This window comes from Microbacterium sp. ISL-59 (assembly GCF_018613945.1).
Lineage (GTDB): Bacteria > Actinomycetota > Actinomycetes > Actinomycetales > Microbacteriaceae > Microbacterium > Microbacterium oxydans_B.
This window is the reverse complement of the sequence record NZ_JAGGPG010000002.1, coordinates 428,086-441,917: the sequence shown is the minus strand read 5'-3', so window position 1 is coordinate 441,917 and position 13,832 is coordinate 428,086. Positions and strand designations below refer to the sequence as shown.

General features: G+C 65.4%; 15 protein-coding genes. 12 read left to right on the top strand and 3 right to left on the bottom strand.

Going from position 1 to position 13,832, the window contains the following annotated elements:
* Positions 1-27 precede the first annotated feature (27 nt).
* The 4 genes from J7E45_RS06305 to J7E45_RS06290 are packed head-to-tail and all read left to right on the top strand — an operon-like array spanning position 28 to position 3,539.
* Positions 28-414 carry an MmcQ/YjbR family DNA-binding protein gene (locus J7E45_RS06305; RefSeq protein WP_215067928.1) on the top strand — a complete coding sequence of 129 codons (387 nt, stop codon included), beginning with the start codon at positions 28-30 and terminating at the stop codon, positions 412-414.
* On the top strand, positions 411-767 hold the full coding sequence (locus tag J7E45_RS06300) for an MmcQ/YjbR family DNA-binding protein (protein ID WP_215067926.1): 357 nt from the start codon (positions 411-413) through the stop codon (positions 765-767). The genes J7E45_RS06305 and J7E45_RS06300 overlap by 4 nt, the downstream gene beginning before the upstream one ends.
* Positions 764-2,119: a replication-associated recombination protein A gene (locus J7E45_RS06295; RefSeq protein WP_308162066.1), complete on the top strand. Its 1,356-nt coding sequence runs from the start codon at positions 764-766 to the stop codon at positions 2,117-2,119. Before J7E45_RS06300 ends, J7E45_RS06295 begins: the two co-directional genes overlap by 4 nt.
* Entirely contained in the window at positions 2,112-3,539 is a 1,428-nt protein-coding gene (locus J7E45_RS06290) for a carboxylesterase family protein (RefSeq protein ID WP_215067925.1), read from the top strand. Before J7E45_RS06295 ends, J7E45_RS06290 begins: the two co-directional genes overlap by 8 nt.
* Positions 3,540-3,568: 29 nt before the next feature.
* Here the strand turns inward: J7E45_RS06290 and J7E45_RS06285 are convergent, their stop codons facing one another.
* The gene (locus tag J7E45_RS06285) at positions 3,569-4,177 is read right to left on the bottom strand and encodes a TetR/AcrR family transcriptional regulator (protein WP_215067924.1); all 609 of its coding nucleotides are present in this window, start codon (positions 4,175-4,177) and stop codon (positions 3,569-3,571) included.
* Between the two features lie 114 nt (positions 4,178-4,291).
* Here J7E45_RS06285 and J7E45_RS06280 point away from each other — a divergent pair, with 114 nt between their 5' ends.
* From J7E45_RS06280 to J7E45_RS06250, 7 genes are all read left to right on the top strand, one after another.
* Positions 4,292-5,233: an aldo/keto reductase gene (locus tag J7E45_RS06280; RefSeq protein ID WP_215067923.1), complete on the top strand. Its 942-nt coding sequence runs from the start codon at positions 4,292-4,294 to the stop codon at positions 5,231-5,233.
* A 200-nt stretch (positions 5,234-5,433) separates the two neighbouring features.
* On the top strand, positions 5,434-6,126 hold the full coding sequence (locus tag J7E45_RS06275; protein WP_215067922.1) for an alpha/beta fold hydrolase: 693 nt from the start codon (positions 5,434-5,436) through the stop codon (positions 6,124-6,126).
* Positions 6,127-6,457: 331 nt separating this feature from the next.
* Positions 6,458-7,435, top strand: coding sequence for a thioredoxin-disulfide reductase (gene trxB / locus J7E45_RS06270; protein ID WP_215067921.1), 978 nt, complete (start codon positions 6,458-6,460; stop codon positions 7,433-7,435).
* Entirely contained in the window at positions 7,432-7,758 is a 327-nt protein-coding gene (gene trxA, locus J7E45_RS06265) for a thioredoxin (RefSeq protein ID WP_215067919.1), read from the top strand. Before trxB ends, trxA begins: the two co-directional genes overlap by 4 nt.
* The gene (gene arsB, locus J7E45_RS06260) at positions 7,755-8,852 is read left to right on the top strand and encodes an ACR3 family arsenite efflux transporter (RefSeq protein WP_215067917.1); all 1,098 of its coding nucleotides are present in this window, start codon (positions 7,755-7,757) and stop codon (positions 8,850-8,852) included. The genes trxA and arsB overlap by 4 nt, the downstream gene beginning before the upstream one ends.
* Complete coding sequence (locus J7E45_RS06255) at positions 8,849-9,844, top strand: metalloregulator ArsR/SmtB family transcription factor (protein WP_215067915.1); 996 nt, start codon at positions 8,849-8,851, stop codon at positions 9,842-9,844. Before arsB ends, J7E45_RS06255 begins: the two co-directional genes overlap by 4 nt.
* A 26-nt stretch (positions 9,845-9,870) precedes the next feature.
* Positions 9,871-10,275: an arsenate reductase ArsC gene (locus J7E45_RS06250; protein WP_215067913.1), complete on the top strand. Its 405-nt coding sequence runs from the start codon at positions 9,871-9,873 to the stop codon at positions 10,273-10,275.
* Between the two features lie 71 nt (positions 10,276-10,346).
* Here the strand turns inward: J7E45_RS06250 and J7E45_RS06245 are convergent, their stop codons facing one another.
* Positions 10,347-11,864 carry a SulP family inorganic anion transporter gene (locus J7E45_RS06245; RefSeq protein ID WP_215067911.1) on the bottom strand — a complete coding sequence of 506 codons (1,518 nt, stop codon included), beginning with the start codon at positions 11,862-11,864 and terminating at the stop codon, positions 10,347-10,349.
* A 179-nt stretch (positions 11,865-12,043) separates the two neighbouring features.
* Between J7E45_RS06245 and J7E45_RS06240 the strand changes: the two genes are divergently transcribed.
* Positions 12,044-12,412 (top strand): MerR family transcriptional regulator, encoded by a 369-nt coding sequence (locus J7E45_RS06240; RefSeq protein ID WP_308162065.1) that lies wholly within the window; start codon positions 12,044-12,046, stop codon positions 12,410-12,412.
* Here the strand turns inward: J7E45_RS06240 and nhaA are convergent.
* Positions 12,409-13,764 carry a Na+/H+ antiporter NhaA gene (nhaA, locus tag J7E45_RS06235; RefSeq protein WP_215067909.1) on the bottom strand — a complete coding sequence of 452 codons (1,356 nt, stop codon included), beginning with the start codon at positions 13,762-13,764 and terminating at the stop codon, positions 12,409-12,411. The genes J7E45_RS06240 and nhaA overlap by 4 nt on opposite strands.
* Positions 13,765-13,832 lie beyond the last annotated feature (68 nt).

The following is a 13,832-nucleotide window of genomic DNA, read 5'->3' as shown; positions in this document are numbered from 1 at the left end:
AATCTAACTCACCTCGAAGGAGTTCGCATGGACGGCAACGAACTGCAGGCGCGCGCTCGAGATCGAGTGCAGGAACTTCCCGGTGCCCGTCTCGAGCACCCGTTCGGGCCAGGGTGGGAGGTCTTCAAGGTGGTCGACAAGGTCTTCATGCTGATGACCGATACCACCGGTGCACCGATCGTGATCCTCAAAGCCGACCCGGAAGAGAGCAAGGCGCTGCAGGACGAGCACGAGGACATCACCCCCGGCTACCACATGAACAAGAAGCACTGGATCACCCTGAACCCCTCGGGCGACCTCTCCCCGTCGCTGGTCGAGGATCTGGTCACCGAGTCGTATCTGCGAGTTCTTGAGAACGTTCCGCGCGCCAAGCGGCCGGTCGACCCCGCCACGTTCGGGCAGGGCGGCAAATGACGCTGACCGGGGAACGGCTGCAGCAGATCGCCCGCGACACCGCGGCGTCTCTCCCCGAAGTGTCACACGGGCACCCGTTCACCCCGCACCTGGACGTGTGGAAAGCGGGCGAGAAGGTGTTCCTGATCGTCACCGACGATGACCCCGACTTGCAGATCATCACGGTGAAAGCCGACCCGGATCACGGTGACGCGCTGCGCCGCGACCACGACTCGATCACCGTGGGGCATTACCTCGACAAGAAGCACTGGATCTCCATCGGCCCCGGCCGGGGCATCACGGCGGAGCTCATCGAGAACCTTGTCCACACCTCGTACGAGCTTGCAGACGCGCACCACCCGGAGCCATCGTGACCGACGCTCCGTCCCTATTCGACGTGGATGACGAGTCGCGCCCGTTGGCTGACCGGCTTCGGCCTCGAACTCTCGCCGATGTCGTCGGACAGGATCACCTCCTAGCCGCGGACGCACCAATCGGGCGAATGGTCACCGGGCAGCGTCTGGTCTCGATGGTGTTGTGGGGGCCGCCCGGCTGCGGGAAGACGACCATCGCCCGGCTCCTCGCCGAACAGACCGATCTTGCGTTCGCGCCGCTCTCGGCGACCTTCTCTGGAGTCGCGGATCTGCGGAAGGTGTTCCAGGCGGCGACGCAGCGGCGGGAGATCGGACAGGGCACGCTGCTGTTCGTGGATGAGATCCACCGATTCAACCGCGCACAACAGGACTCGTTCCTGCCGTATGTCGAAGACGGCACCATTGTTCTCGTCGGTGCGACGACGGAGAACCCGAGCTTCGAACTCAACGGCGCTCTGTTGTCCCGAAGTCAGGTGTTCGTCCTGAAGCGCCTCGACGACGCCGCACTCGACACCCTCATCAACCGCGCCGAAGACCTCGCCGGCACGCCCCTCCCGCTCGACCCCGATGCGCGCCAGGCGCTGATCGCGATGGCCGACGGCGACGGCCGGTATCTGCTGAACATGATCGAGCAAGTCCAGACTCTCCCCAGTCCCGTCGACACCACCGCTCTCGCGGCTGCCGTGCAGAAGCGCGCACCGCTCTACGACAAGTCGCAAGAGGGGCACTACAACCTCATCTCCGCGCTCCACAAATCCATGCGCGGCTCCGACCCAGACGCCGCCCTTTACTGGCTGTCACGGATGCTGCTCGGCGGTGAAGACCCCCTGTTCATCGCGCGCCGGATCACCCGGTTCGCGAACGAAGACATCGGCATGGCCGACCCGAACGCCGTGCAGCAGGCTCTCGCAGCATGGGACGTGTACGAACGCCTCGGGTCCCCAGAGGGAGAGATCGCGATCGCCCAGGCCGTGCTGTATCTCTCCACCGCGCCGAAGTCGATCGGCGTGTACCGGAGCTTCAACAAGGCGTGGGCCGCCGCGAAACGCACCGGCTCCCTGATGCCCCCCGCCCACATCCTCAACGCACCCACCCGGCTGATGAAGAACCTCGGCTACGGCCAGGGATACCAGTACGACCCGGACACCGACACCGGGTTCTCCGGCGCGAACTACTTCCCCGACGGCCTGCCCCGGGAGACGTTCTACGAACCAACCACCAACGGGTACGAACGCGCCATCGACGAACGCCTCCGCCACTGGGCGCACCTCCGATCAAACCTCGCGGCCACCAGCGACGCGGACACCAATCCCACCGATACCTCTCATCGAAAGGACTCATCCAATGACTGACACCACCCAGACCCACCCGGTTCGCTCCTGGCTCGGCATCCCCTACGCGACCGCCGAACGATTCCGCAAACCGCAGCTGCTGCCGTTCAACCCCGACCTGCCCTACGACCAGAAGGCCCCCGCCCCCTTGCAAGCTGGCGACACCAGCTGGCTAGAGGCCGACAACGGATTCAGCGAGGACTGCCTGAACCTCAACGTGTGGGCTCCCGAAGACGCCGGCGACGAGCCGCTCCCGGTGATCGTGTACATCTTCGGCGGCGGATGGATGCTCGGCTCCAACACCCAAACCACCTCCAACGCCTCCGGACTTGCCGCCACTGGACGGGCGATCGGCGTCTCCATCAACTACCGTCTCGGCGCATTCGGAGCGCTCAGCCTGTCGCAGTACGGCGGCGCACTCGCGGAGGCGTCCAACCTCTGCCTCCAGGACATCATCACCGCGCTGCAATGGGTCCAGCAGAACATCCGCCGATTCGGCGGCGACCCGAACAACGTCACAGTCACAGGGCACAGTGCCGGCGCGTACTCTGCTCTGAGCCTGCTCGGCGCACCATCCGCCGACGGTCTCTACCATCACCTGGCCGCGTTCTCGGGGATGCCCGCCCGACAGGTGCCAGCCTGGGGTGCGGAGGAGCGCGCCCATGCCGTCCTCACCGCCCTCGGACTGGTGGACGACCCCGAACAACTCCTCAACGTCGACGCATACGAGCTCGCAGAAGCGATGGCGAAGACACAATCGGCCGACCCCGGAGCCGCACACGGCGTCGACAACGAAGTGATTGCAATCGTCGACGACCGCGACCAGCCGAACGGCGTCCTCGCCGACCTTCCCATGAATGTCCTCGAGTCCGGCCAGCATAAGGACATCGACATCCTCTTCAGCAGCACCACCGCCGAGACCGACTGGTGGGTGCTGCACCGCACCGCCGACTTCGACCCGGGCAGCATCGACGCCCTCGTGAAGCAGTTCGCACACAGCAACCGCATCACCCTCACCCGCGCCCGCCAGATCATCTCCGCATTCGACGTCGACGGGCGCACCCCCGTCCAAGTACGCGGTGACCTGCTCACCAACTTCTCCTTCACCCTGCCCCAAGCCCGAGGGGCACTCGCGCACGCTGCGGCCGGCGGAAACGCGCACCTGCTCTGCGTCGGGCCTGTCAACGACGAACCAGCCGTGCACGGGACGGAGATGTACGGGATCGTCGGACAGACGAAGCCCGGCGCCAGCGACGAACAGATCACCCGCGACAACTTCGTCCGCGACGCCGTTCTGACACTCGCCGAAGGCAAGACAGACGAGCTGTGGAACAAGGTAACGACCGAACCGATCACGAAGGGCATCGGCAACCCGCCGTACGACCCCACCACCCACGCTGCCCAGATGCTTGACACGTTCGCCGGCATACATCGTCCTTGAGTCGGGGAAATCCCCCTGACGCTGTTGATCTAGTCGGCGAGAACCGCGGGCTTGAGGAGTGCGAAGGCCTCGTCCAGCAGTGCGCCGTTGCCGACGGCTCCGTTGCGGTGGACCCATTCGGCTGAGGTGACGTCGAGACAGTTGAGGGCGGCGAGCGTGATCGCGCGAGCGCGGTATCCGCGGTCGTCCTCGGTTCCGGTGAGGGTGTCCTCGACGATGGGGACGAGTACCAACATCCACGCCAGGTGCTTCTCGGTGTTTCGCGCACGGAGTGTCGGGGTGCTGATCATCACCCGGGTCGCACGTAACGTTCCCACGGGGTCTGCCTCTGTGATCCTGACGATGGAGTCGAAGGATGCACGCAGCGCGTCCCAGAGCGGCATTGTCTCGACGTGCTCGGCAAGCGCGGCGCGGACGGGCTCGCCGTGGATCATCGGGTCGCCGAGCACGACGTCTTCTTTTGCGGCGAAGTAGCGGAAGAAGCTGCGGGGCGAGATGTCGACGGCGGCGGCGATCTGGTCGACCGTCGTCTCCTCGAAGCCCTGCTCGTCGAACATGATGAGCGCCGCCTCGGCGATCTGCTCGCGCACGGCGTGACGCGTTCGTTCGCGCAAGCTCGGTCGTCGGCTTTCGCTCATGAAATCAGCATACAGCGAACTTTGTGGCAGGCACTGACAACTTAGGCGTATAGTGCTCAACGACGCCGATGAATCAGCGGCTCACTCTTCCCACACCTCACCGAAAGGCACACCATGCAGAAGCGAACACTCGGCCAGCAGGGTCTGAGCACCTCAGCCATCGGCTACGGAGCGATGGGCACCAAGATGGCGTACGGCCCGAGTGACGACACCGAGTCGATCGCCGCGATCCGCCGCGCGCACGAACTCGGCGTCACCCACTTCGACACCGCCGAGCTCTACGGCTGGGGCGAAGGCGAGAAACTTCTGGGCACCGCGCTCGCCCCGATCCGCAACGACGTCACCATCGCCACGAAATTCGGCTTCACCCCCGAATATGGCACGAACTCCGCTCCCGCCCACATCCGCGAGGTCGTCGACGCGAGCCTCCGCAACCTCGGCGTCGACCACATCGATGTGCTGTACCAGCACATCGATGACCCGAACGTGCCGATCGAAGACGTCGTCGGCGTGATGAAGGAGTACGTCGAGGCGGGCAAGGTCTCGTACCTCGGACTGTCCAACACCACCCCCGACAACATCCGTCGGGCTCACGTTGTGCACCCCATCAGCGTGCTGCAGACCGAGTACTCCCTCTTCGCCCGGGAGTCCGAGGAGGTACTGCCGGTGCTGGAGGAACTTGGCATCGGTCTCGTAGCCTACTCGCCGCTCGCCCGGGGATTCCTCACCGGCGCAGCCAAACCCCGCACCGAGTACGCCGCCGACGACGCGCGACAGATGACCCCGTGGTGGGCTCCCGGTAACTTCGAGGCCAACCAGGCCGCGATCGCCGAACTCACCGCGCTGGCCGAGAGTAAGAACGCCACCATCTCGCAGCTCGCCCTGGCCTGGCTGCTCGCGCAGCGGGACTTCATCGTCCCCATCCCTGGATCGCGCAGCGCGACCAGGGTGGCGGAGAACACGGCCGCCTCGGAGCTGGCGCTGACCGCTGACGACCTGGCCCGCATCCAGGCGATTGTTCCCGACGGAGGCATCGGCGGTCGACTCGGATTCTGACCTGCCCTAAACCCAGTATCGGTTGCGGGATGCCCGCCAGACACGGGCATCCCGCACCGAGTTCGGCAAGCAGAGCTTGCCCGGCCACTTCCACCGTAAACGATCGTTTTCGGCTGGCCGCGGCTGACCCAAAAGACGTCGCCGAGCGTGGGCGTCTTCTTTCAATCGCTTCCGTTCAGACTGTGGATAGTGTTAGCTGCGTGGACATAGTTCTCGTTCCCGGCCTCTGGCTCGATGCCTCCTGCTGGGATGCCGTCGCTTCCTCACTCACGGCCGCGGGCCATCAGGCGCATGCGATGACGCTCCCCGGCGTGGGCGTGCCTGCACCGCAATCATCGGGCATCGGCATGTCCGACTGGATCGATGCCGTGGTAAAGCAGATCGACGAGTGCGACGGCCACGTGGTTCTGGTGGGTCACTCCGCGGGCGGGAACGCGGTGTGGGGAGCGGCGGATGCCCGGACAGATCGCGTCGCACGGGTGATCTTCGTCGACACGGTCCCCTCTGCTGACGGTGCACCGTTTCCGTCGTTCACGCTGGTGGACGGCGTGATTCCATTCATCGGCTGGGATTCGTTCCCCGATGCGGAGGTGGCCGATCTGGATGCCGCGACCCGGGCGGCTGCTGTGACGCGCAGCGCGCCGTCGGGCGTGTCCGCCGGGGTAATCCGGCTCAGGAATCCCGCTCGGTCATCGATTCCCACAACGGTGCTGATGGGCAGCCTTGACCGTGCCGGACTCGAGGCCGAGATCGCCGAGGACGTCGTGCGCTTCGGTGCCGAGTACCGCGCGATCCAAGACATCGAGGTCCTCACGATCGGCTCCGGCCACTGGCCGCAGTTCTCCGTACCCGACCGTCTCGCCGAACTGATCATCGACGCGGTGAGTCGCTGAGACTCCGAGACCTGGGCCAACCGGAAGCGGTTGCCACACCGCAGTCCCGGGGATCGATACTGGCATCCGTTATAGGGCAACACGCTCGTTCCCAACCGAAAACGATCGTTTGCGGCAGCTTTACGAAGCGAGGCAGATTTTGCCTGCCGCAAAGGCTTACCGAAACGCGGATTCGGCGGACGTTTCTGGCGGGAGTTGCCGGCGGTGTCGGTGACGGAGGTGCGGGCATCGCTGACGTGTGTCCATGTCGGGGCGATCGCTTTCATGACGCCTCGGTGAACAACCGCGCCGCGGCTTGCGCTTCTATATCGAGGTGCGTCAATATAAAAGCATGTCGATACAAGAGGTTGAACTAGTCATCGTCGGGTCCGGCCCCGCGGGGTACACGGCGGCCGTCTACGCCGCGCGTGCTGGTCTCGCTCCGGTAGTGATTGCCGGTTCGGTGACTGCTGGCGGCGCACTGATGACGACGACAGAGGTCGAGAACTTCCCTGGCTTCGTCGACGGCGTGCAGGGACCCGAGCTCATGGAGGCCATGCGCGCGCAGGCCGAACGATTCGGCGCCCGTATCCTCCTCGACGACGCCGTCCGCGTCGACCTTGACGGCTCCATTAAGACGATCGAGACAGGCTCTGGTGAGACTTTCCTTGCCCGCGCGGTGATTCTGACGATGGGGTCCGCCTACCGCAAGCTCGGTATTCCCGATGAGGAGAGGCTCACCGGCCGCGGCGTCTCTTGGTGCGCCACCTGCGACGGGTTCTTCTTCCGCGACCAGGAGATCGTCGTCGTCGGCGGTGGGGACTCCGCGATGGAGGAGGCGTTGTTCCTGACCCGCTTCGCCTCGAAAGTCACCGTGGTGCACCGTCGTGGTGAGTTTCGGGCCTCGAAGATCATGGCGCAGCGGGTGCTTGACCATCCCAAGATCGAGGTCGTCTGGAACAGCGAGGTCGCGGGCCTCATCGGCGCGGAGAGGGTGGAGGCGGTCACACTGCGCGATACCGTCACCGACGCCGAGCGGCAGCTGCCGGCCACAGGAGTCTTCGTCGCGATCGGTCATGATCCGCGGTCCGAGATCGTCGCTGGCCTCGTCGACACGGATGCCGACGGCTACGTCCTCGTTGACCACCCCTCAACCCGCACCAACCTCGCGGGCGTCTTTGCTGCCGGCGATCTCGTCGACCACACCTACCGCCAGGCAATCACCGCCGCAGGGACCGGATGCGCCGCCGCACAAGACGCCCAGCACTACCTCGCGGCGCGTGACGAGGCCGCACCAGTATCAACGGAGACTGAGAAGGTCTTCGCATGAGCGTGCCCATCACTGTCACCGATGCCACTTTCCAGGCCGAGGTCATCGACTCCGAGATTCCCGTCGTTGTCGACATCTGGGCCACCTGGTGCGGCCCGTGCAAGCAGGTCGCGCCCATCCTGGACCAACTCGCCGTCGAATACGGCGGTCGCGTGAAGATCGTCAAGCTCGACGCCGACCAGAACCCTGAGACCGTCACCGCAGTCGGTGTCACCTCCATTCCCACACTCGGCTTCTATAGGGGAGGCGAACGGGTGGACATGCTCATCGGCGCCCACCCGAAGCCCGCCATCGCCGAGAAGATGGAGGCGCTTCTCGCATGAGCACCGCAACCGTACCCATTACCGCGCCGGCCACGCGCCGCCTGTCGACCCTCGACCGGTGGCTGCCGCTCTGGATCGGCCTGGCCATGGTCGGCGGCATCGTCATCGGCCGCTTCATCCCCGGCGTCTCCGGCCTCCTGGCCAGCCTCGAGGTCGGTGGAATCTCGATCCCGATCGCCCTCGGCCTATTGGTGATGATGTACCCGGTCCTCGCCAAGGTCCGCTACGACAAGGTCGCCGCCGTCACCGGCGACAAGAGACTCCTGATTTCGTCGCTGGTCCTCAACTGGCTCGTCGGTCCGGCGCTGATGTTTGCACTCGCGTGGGCATTCCTACCCGACCTACCGGAATACCGCACCGGCCTCATCATCGTGGGGCTCGCACGCTGCATCGCCATGGTCGTCATCTGGAACGACCTAGCCTGCGGCGACCGCGAAGCCGCGGCGGTGCTCGTTGCCATTAACTCCGTCTTTCAGGTCATCGCCTTCTCGCTGCTCGGCTGGTTTTACCTCACGGTCCTCCCCGGCTGGCTCGGCCTCGACTCCCAAGGCCTCGATATCTCGGTCTGGCAGATCGCGATGAACGTGCTGATCTTCCTCGGGATCCCCCTTGTCGCGGGATTCGCCTCCCGCTTCATCGTGGAGCGCACGAGGGGACGCGACTGGTACGAAGACAGCTTCCTGCCGAAGATCGGCCCATGGGCTCTCTACGGACTGCTGTTCACGATCGTGCTGCTGTTCGCCCTGCAGGGCGAGCAGGTCACGAGCCGCCCTTGGGACGTCGCCCGGATCGCGCTCCCGTTGCTGGTGTACTTCGGCGTCATGTGGTTCATCGGCCTCTTCACCGGCAAGGCCCTCGGGCTCGGATACGCACGATCGTCGACACTGGCATTCACTGCCGCCGGCAACAACTTCGAACTCGCCATTGCCGTCGCCATCGGCACCTTCGGTGCGACGTCCGGTCAGGCCCTCGCCGGAGTCGTCGGCCCCCTGATCGAAGTGCCGGTCCTGGTCGGGCTCGTCTACGTCTCACTCTGGGCGGCCCGCCGCTGGTTCCACACCGACCCATACACCGCTGAGAGGATCTCGTCATGAACGTCACCCCGACAACCGCAGACGACACCTGCAGTCCCATCGCCACACATGCGATCGGACTGGAAGCAGCTTCCGCGGTGGCGGCGACGTTGAAGGCTCTATCGGATCCGCTGCGGCTGCGAATGCTGTCGGCCATCGCGTCCGACCCCCGCGGAGAATCGTGCGTGTGCGACCTCGCCGAGCTCGCCGACGTCGCCCAGCCGACCGTGTCACACCACCTCAAGGTGCTCAAGGACGTCGACGTGCTCACCTCCGAGCGACGGGGAACATGGGTCTGGTACCGGATCAATCCGAACCGGCGCGCCGCGGTGACCGCACTGTTGGACTCGTTCGCTCCCGCGTCCATCGCCCGCCCGGACGGCACTGACACGGGGGAAGAGGGGCTTCGCCCCGACTTCGATGCACGGGTAACGCGGCTCGCGGAAGAGCTGGCAGGAGAGGTTCCTGAGCTTGATGAGGATGTCGTGCTGTCGATCGTCCGCGAGTCGTACACGTCGCTTGCCCGGTCGGCCCGCGTCACCTCGGCTCTGGTGCCTCTCACCGAACGCTTTGCCCGTCAACGTCTCGCCGACCTCACCCGTGACCGTGACGCGTCGGTGCCTCAGGTGCTGTTCGTCTGCGTCGCGAACGCTGGGCGTTCGCAGCTCGCCGCCGCGCTGGTCAACAAGCTCGCCGCCGGCAAGGTTGTCGCCCGGTCGGCAGGATCCACTCCGGCGGACGTCATTCACCCGCACGTCCGCTCGATCCTCGCCGAGATCGAAGGCAATCAGGCAGCACAGCGCTTCCCTAAGCCGCTCACCGACGACGCCGTGCGCGCGGCCGACGTCGTTATCACGATGGGCTGCGGCGACGTCTGCCCGATCATCCCCGGCGTCCGCTACGACGACTGGACCGTCGGAGACCCCGCTCTCGCCTCACGCGAAGGCGTCGAAGCCATCCGCGACGACATCGCTGCTCGCGTCCGCGCCCTCGTCGACGACCTCGTCAACTGACCGACACCTCACTCTCAGGAGCAACCATGACCGACACCACCAAACCCTCCGTCCTCTTCGTCTGCGTGCACAACGCCGGACGCTCCCAAATGGCCGCCGGATTCCTGCGCGACATCGCGGGCGACCGCATCGAGGTCCGCTCGGCCGGCTCCATGCCCGCCGATCAGATCAACCCGACAGCGGTCGAGGCGATGGGTGAGCTCGGCATCGATATCACCGCCGAGCAGCCCAAGATACTCACGGCCGAAGCCGTGCAGGCATCCGACGTCGTGATCACGATGGGCTGCGGCGACGCCTGCCCGTTCTTCCCAGGCAAGCGGTACGAGGACTGGAAGCTCGACGACCCAGCCGGGCAGGGGATCGAGGCCGTCCGTCCGATCCGTGACGATATCCGCGCCCGCATCGCGCAACTGGTGAGCGAACTCATCTGATCGCCGCTGACGCAGGGAAGAAGAGGTAGGGGCCAGCGCTCACCGCGGTCCCTACCTCTGCTCTATTGGTGCTACTGCCCGGCGCCGAGGTTGCCGGTGAGACGACCGTGGAACGCTGCCGCGGTGTCGTTCAGGCCTTCGATGGTGACGGTTTTGCCGTGGTTTTCGTACTTGGTGACGATGGCATCGAGGGCAGCGACGGTTGAGGCATCCCAGACGTGGGAGTGGCTCATGTCGATGATCACGGTGTCGGGGTCGTCGGCGTACTCGAACTGGGTGGTGAGGTCGTTGCTGGAGGCGAAGAACAATTCTCCGTTGACGGCGTAGTGCGCGGTGGCGGTGTCCGCGTTGAGGGTGCGGGTGACGCTGACGAAGTGGGCGACCCGGCGGGCGAACATGATCATCGCGGCGATGACTCCGAGGATGACGCCGACGGCGAGGTTGTGGGTCCAGACTGTGGCGATGACGGTGATGAGCATGACTGCTGTCTCGCTCTTCGGCATGCGCTTGAGGGTGTTCCAGCGGATGCTGTGCCAGTCGAAGGTCGCGATCGAGACGAGGATCATGACGGCGACGAGCGCGGCCATGGGGATGATCGCGACCACGTCTCCGAGTGCGAGCACGAGGATGAGCAGGAAGACACCGGCGAGGAACGTCGAGATGCGGGTTCGGGCGCCGGAGGCTTTGACGTTGATCATCGTCTGGCCGATCATCGCGCAGCCTCCCATGCCGCCAAACGCGCCGGAGAGAACGTTCGCGGCGCCCTGTCCGAGAGCTTCGCGGGTCTTGCGGGAGTGGGTGTCGGTGATGTCGTCGACGAGCTTCGCGGTCATGAGGGACTCGAGCAGGCCGACTACGGCCATCGCGAGGGCGTAGGGGGCGATGATCTGCAGCGTCTCGAAGGTGAGCGGCACATTCGGGATGAACAGCGCTGGCAGGCTCTCGGGGAGCTCTCCCTGATCGCCCACATTCGGGACGTTCCAGGAGAAGACGACGACCGCCGCGGTGAGCAGCACGATCGCGACGAGAGGCGCAGGGATTACCTTGGTGATCCGCGGCATGAGATACATCACCAACAGTCCGACCGCGACGAGCGGATAGACCAGCCAGGGGACGCCGATGAGCTGGGGGAACTGCGAGGTGAAGATCAGGATCGCGAGCGCGTTCACGAAGCCGACCATTACGGAGCGCGGGATGAAGCGCATGAGCTTGGCGACACCGAGCAACGCGAGGACGATCTGGATGAGTCCGCCGAGCAGGACCGTGGCGATGAAGTAATCCATGCTGTACTCGCGAGCAACGGGCGCGATGACAAGCGCGATTGCTCCGGTGGCCGCGGTGATCATGGCAGGGCGTCCGCCGAGGAACGCAATGGCGACGGCCATGATGAAGGACGAGAACAGGCCGACGCGCGGGTCAACACCGGCGATGATCGAGAACGCGATCGCTTCTGGGATCAGGGCGAGGGCGACGACGAGGCCGGCGAGGACTTCGCGGGTGAGCAGGCGCGGGCTGCGCAGCGCCTGCATGACGGTGGGTTCGATGCGGTAACGCGACGCGGAGTCGCGGGTGGGGGTGACGGCAGTCATGTGCCCTCCAGGGTGTGGGGCTCTCTCGTGAGAGCGCGGGAAACGAAGAGGAGCGCAGCAGTGCGCAGGCGTCGGTCAGGCCGACACGAGAAGATATGGGGGAGCGGGCGCGAGAGCCGCGCCGATCTAGACTCTAACGTAACGTGAGTGTTGTGGGGAAATCAGTGGAAGACGAACACGTGACCGACGAGACGATGCGGATCGGCGAGGTGGCTGAGCGCACGGCACTCTCGTTCCGCTCGCTTCGACACTGGGACGACGTGGGGCTCGTGCAGCCGTCCGCGCGCACTGAGGGCGGGTTCCGGCTTTACACCGAGAAAGACGTCGAACGCATCCTCATCATCCGCAGGATGAAACCACTGGGGTACACCCTCGACGAGATGCGCGAACTCCTCGACGTTGTCGACGCACTCACCATCGACCCGAGCGATATCGCGCTACGCGCCCGAATCGACGACATCCGCGACGGCGCCGACCAGAGACGTCAGAAGCTCACCGACCATCTCGCCATGGCTGACGAGTTCATCGAAAAGCTCGGCCGCCTCTAGCGGGCGGGGTTCGTCGGGGGAGCGTCCTGGTAGATGTCCGGGGTTCCATCGCCGTCGTCGTCGATGGTTTCCTCGAGCGCGATCGCGCGGTAGCGGCGGTTGCGGGCGACCAGGATGCTCGAGGCGAGGAGGGATGCGAGGAGCGAGGCGATCATGATCGCGATCTTCGCGTCGTCTCCGTGCAGACTCTCTGCGCCGAAGCTGAGTTCTGCGATCAGGAGCGACACGGTGAATCCGATGCCGGCGAGCAACCCGACACCGATGAGGTCGATCCAGCGCAGCGCGGGGTCGAGTCGGACTCTGGTGACCCACGTCAGCACGCGGACAGAGAGAACGATACCGATGGGCTTGCCGAGAACGAGGCCGGCGACGACTCCGATGGTGACTGGGTCCGTGGCGGCGCGCAGGATGCCGTCGCCTCCACCGACGGACACCCCTGCGGCGAAGAACGCGAAGATCGGCACCGCGACGCCGGCGGAGAGGGGGCGGAAGCGGTGTTCGAACTCTTCGGCGAGACCCGTGCCGGGTGAATGATTCTTGTCGCGCCGGTTCGCGCGGACGGGGATCGTGAACGCCAGGGCGACGCCGGCGATCGTCGCGTGGATGCCGGAGGCGTGCAGGAAGGCCCAGGCGGTGAAGCCGAGAGGGAGCAGGATGAGCCATGCCGCGAAGGCCTTCTCGCGGAAGAACGTCCGGTAGCGCTGGGCGAGGAAGCCGTAGACGGCGATGACCGCGACGGCGATCACCAGCATGAGCACATCGATCTCGCTCGTGTAGAACACGGCGATGATGAGGATGGCGATGAGGTCGTCGACGACGGCGAGAGTTAGCAAGAACACCCGCAAGGGGCTGGGTAGGTGGGAGCCGACCAGCGCGAGGACCGCGACCGCGAAAGCGATGTCGGTGGCGGTGGGGATCGCCCACCCTTCGCGCAGCGACGGCTGCTGCCAGACGACCGCAGTGTAGATGAGAGCGGGGACGATCACTCCGCCGATGGCCGCGGTGATGGGGACGATGGCGGTGCTGAAGCGGCGAAGGTCGCCCGCGACGACTTCCCGTTTGAGCTCGAGGCCGACGAGGAAGAAGAACACCGCCAGGAGCCCGTCTGCGGCCCATGTGCCGAGCGAGAGGTTTAGGTGCCACGGTTCGTAGCCGAAGGTAAAGTCTCGGAGAGCGAAATAGGACTCGGATGCCGGCGAGTTCGCCCACACGATCGCGATCGCGGCAGCGACGACGAGGAGGATTCCGCCCACGGCCTCTTTGCGTAGCAGCGAGCTGATGCGTCCGGCCTCTGAGGCTCCTGGCCAGCGAGGGAAACGGGACGCGGTGGACGGCGAGTTCTCGCGGTTCATGGGCAACTTCCTGGAAAGTGGTCGACTGAAGAGGTGTCGACCAGACTTCCCGACGCGCCTCTCCCATC

What these genes read in the sequence shown, in the direction of transcription:
- J7E45_RS06305 (WP_215067928.1), top strand. Translation starts at nt 28, where the DNA reads ATGGACGGCAACGAACTGCAGGCGCGCGCTCGAGATCGAGTGCAGGAA.
- trxB (WP_215067921.1), top strand. Translation starts at nt 6,458, where the DNA reads ATGTCGATACAAGAGGTTGAACTAGTCATCGTCGGGTCCGGCCCCGCG.
- J7E45_RS06285 (WP_215067924.1), bottom strand. Translation starts at nt 4,177, where the DNA reads ATGAGCGAAAGCCGACGACCGAGCTTGCGCGAACGAACGCGTCACGCC.
- arsB (WP_215067917.1), top strand. Translation starts at nt 7,755, where the DNA reads ATGAGCACCGCAACCGTACCCATTACCGCGCCGGCCACGCGCCGCCTG.
- J7E45_RS06300 (WP_215067926.1), top strand. Translation starts at nt 411, where the DNA reads ATGACGCTGACCGGGGAACGGCTGCAGCAGATCGCCCGCGACACCGCG.
- nhaA (WP_215067909.1), bottom strand. Translation starts at nt 13,764, where the DNA reads ATGAACCGCGAGAACTCGCCGTCCACCGCGTCCCGTTTCCCTCGCTGG.
- J7E45_RS06290 (WP_215067925.1), top strand. Translation starts at nt 2,112, where the DNA reads ATGACTGACACCACCCAGACCCACCCGGTTCGCTCCTGGCTCGGCATC.
- J7E45_RS06245 (WP_215067911.1), bottom strand. Translation starts at nt 11,864, where the DNA reads ATGACTGCCGTCACCCCCACCCGCGACTCCGCGTCGCGTTACCGCATC.
- J7E45_RS06250 (WP_215067913.1), top strand. Translation starts at nt 9,871, where the DNA reads ATGACCGACACCACCAAACCCTCCGTCCTCTTCGTCTGCGTGCACAAC.
- J7E45_RS06255 (WP_215067915.1), top strand. Translation starts at nt 8,849, where the DNA reads ATGAACGTCACCCCGACAACCGCAGACGACACCTGCAGTCCCATCGCC.
- J7E45_RS06280 (WP_215067923.1), top strand. Translation starts at nt 4,292, where the DNA reads ATGCAGAAGCGAACACTCGGCCAGCAGGGTCTGAGCACCTCAGCCATC.
- trxA (WP_215067919.1), top strand. Translation starts at nt 7,432, where the DNA reads ATGAGCGTGCCCATCACTGTCACCGATGCCACTTTCCAGGCCGAGGTC.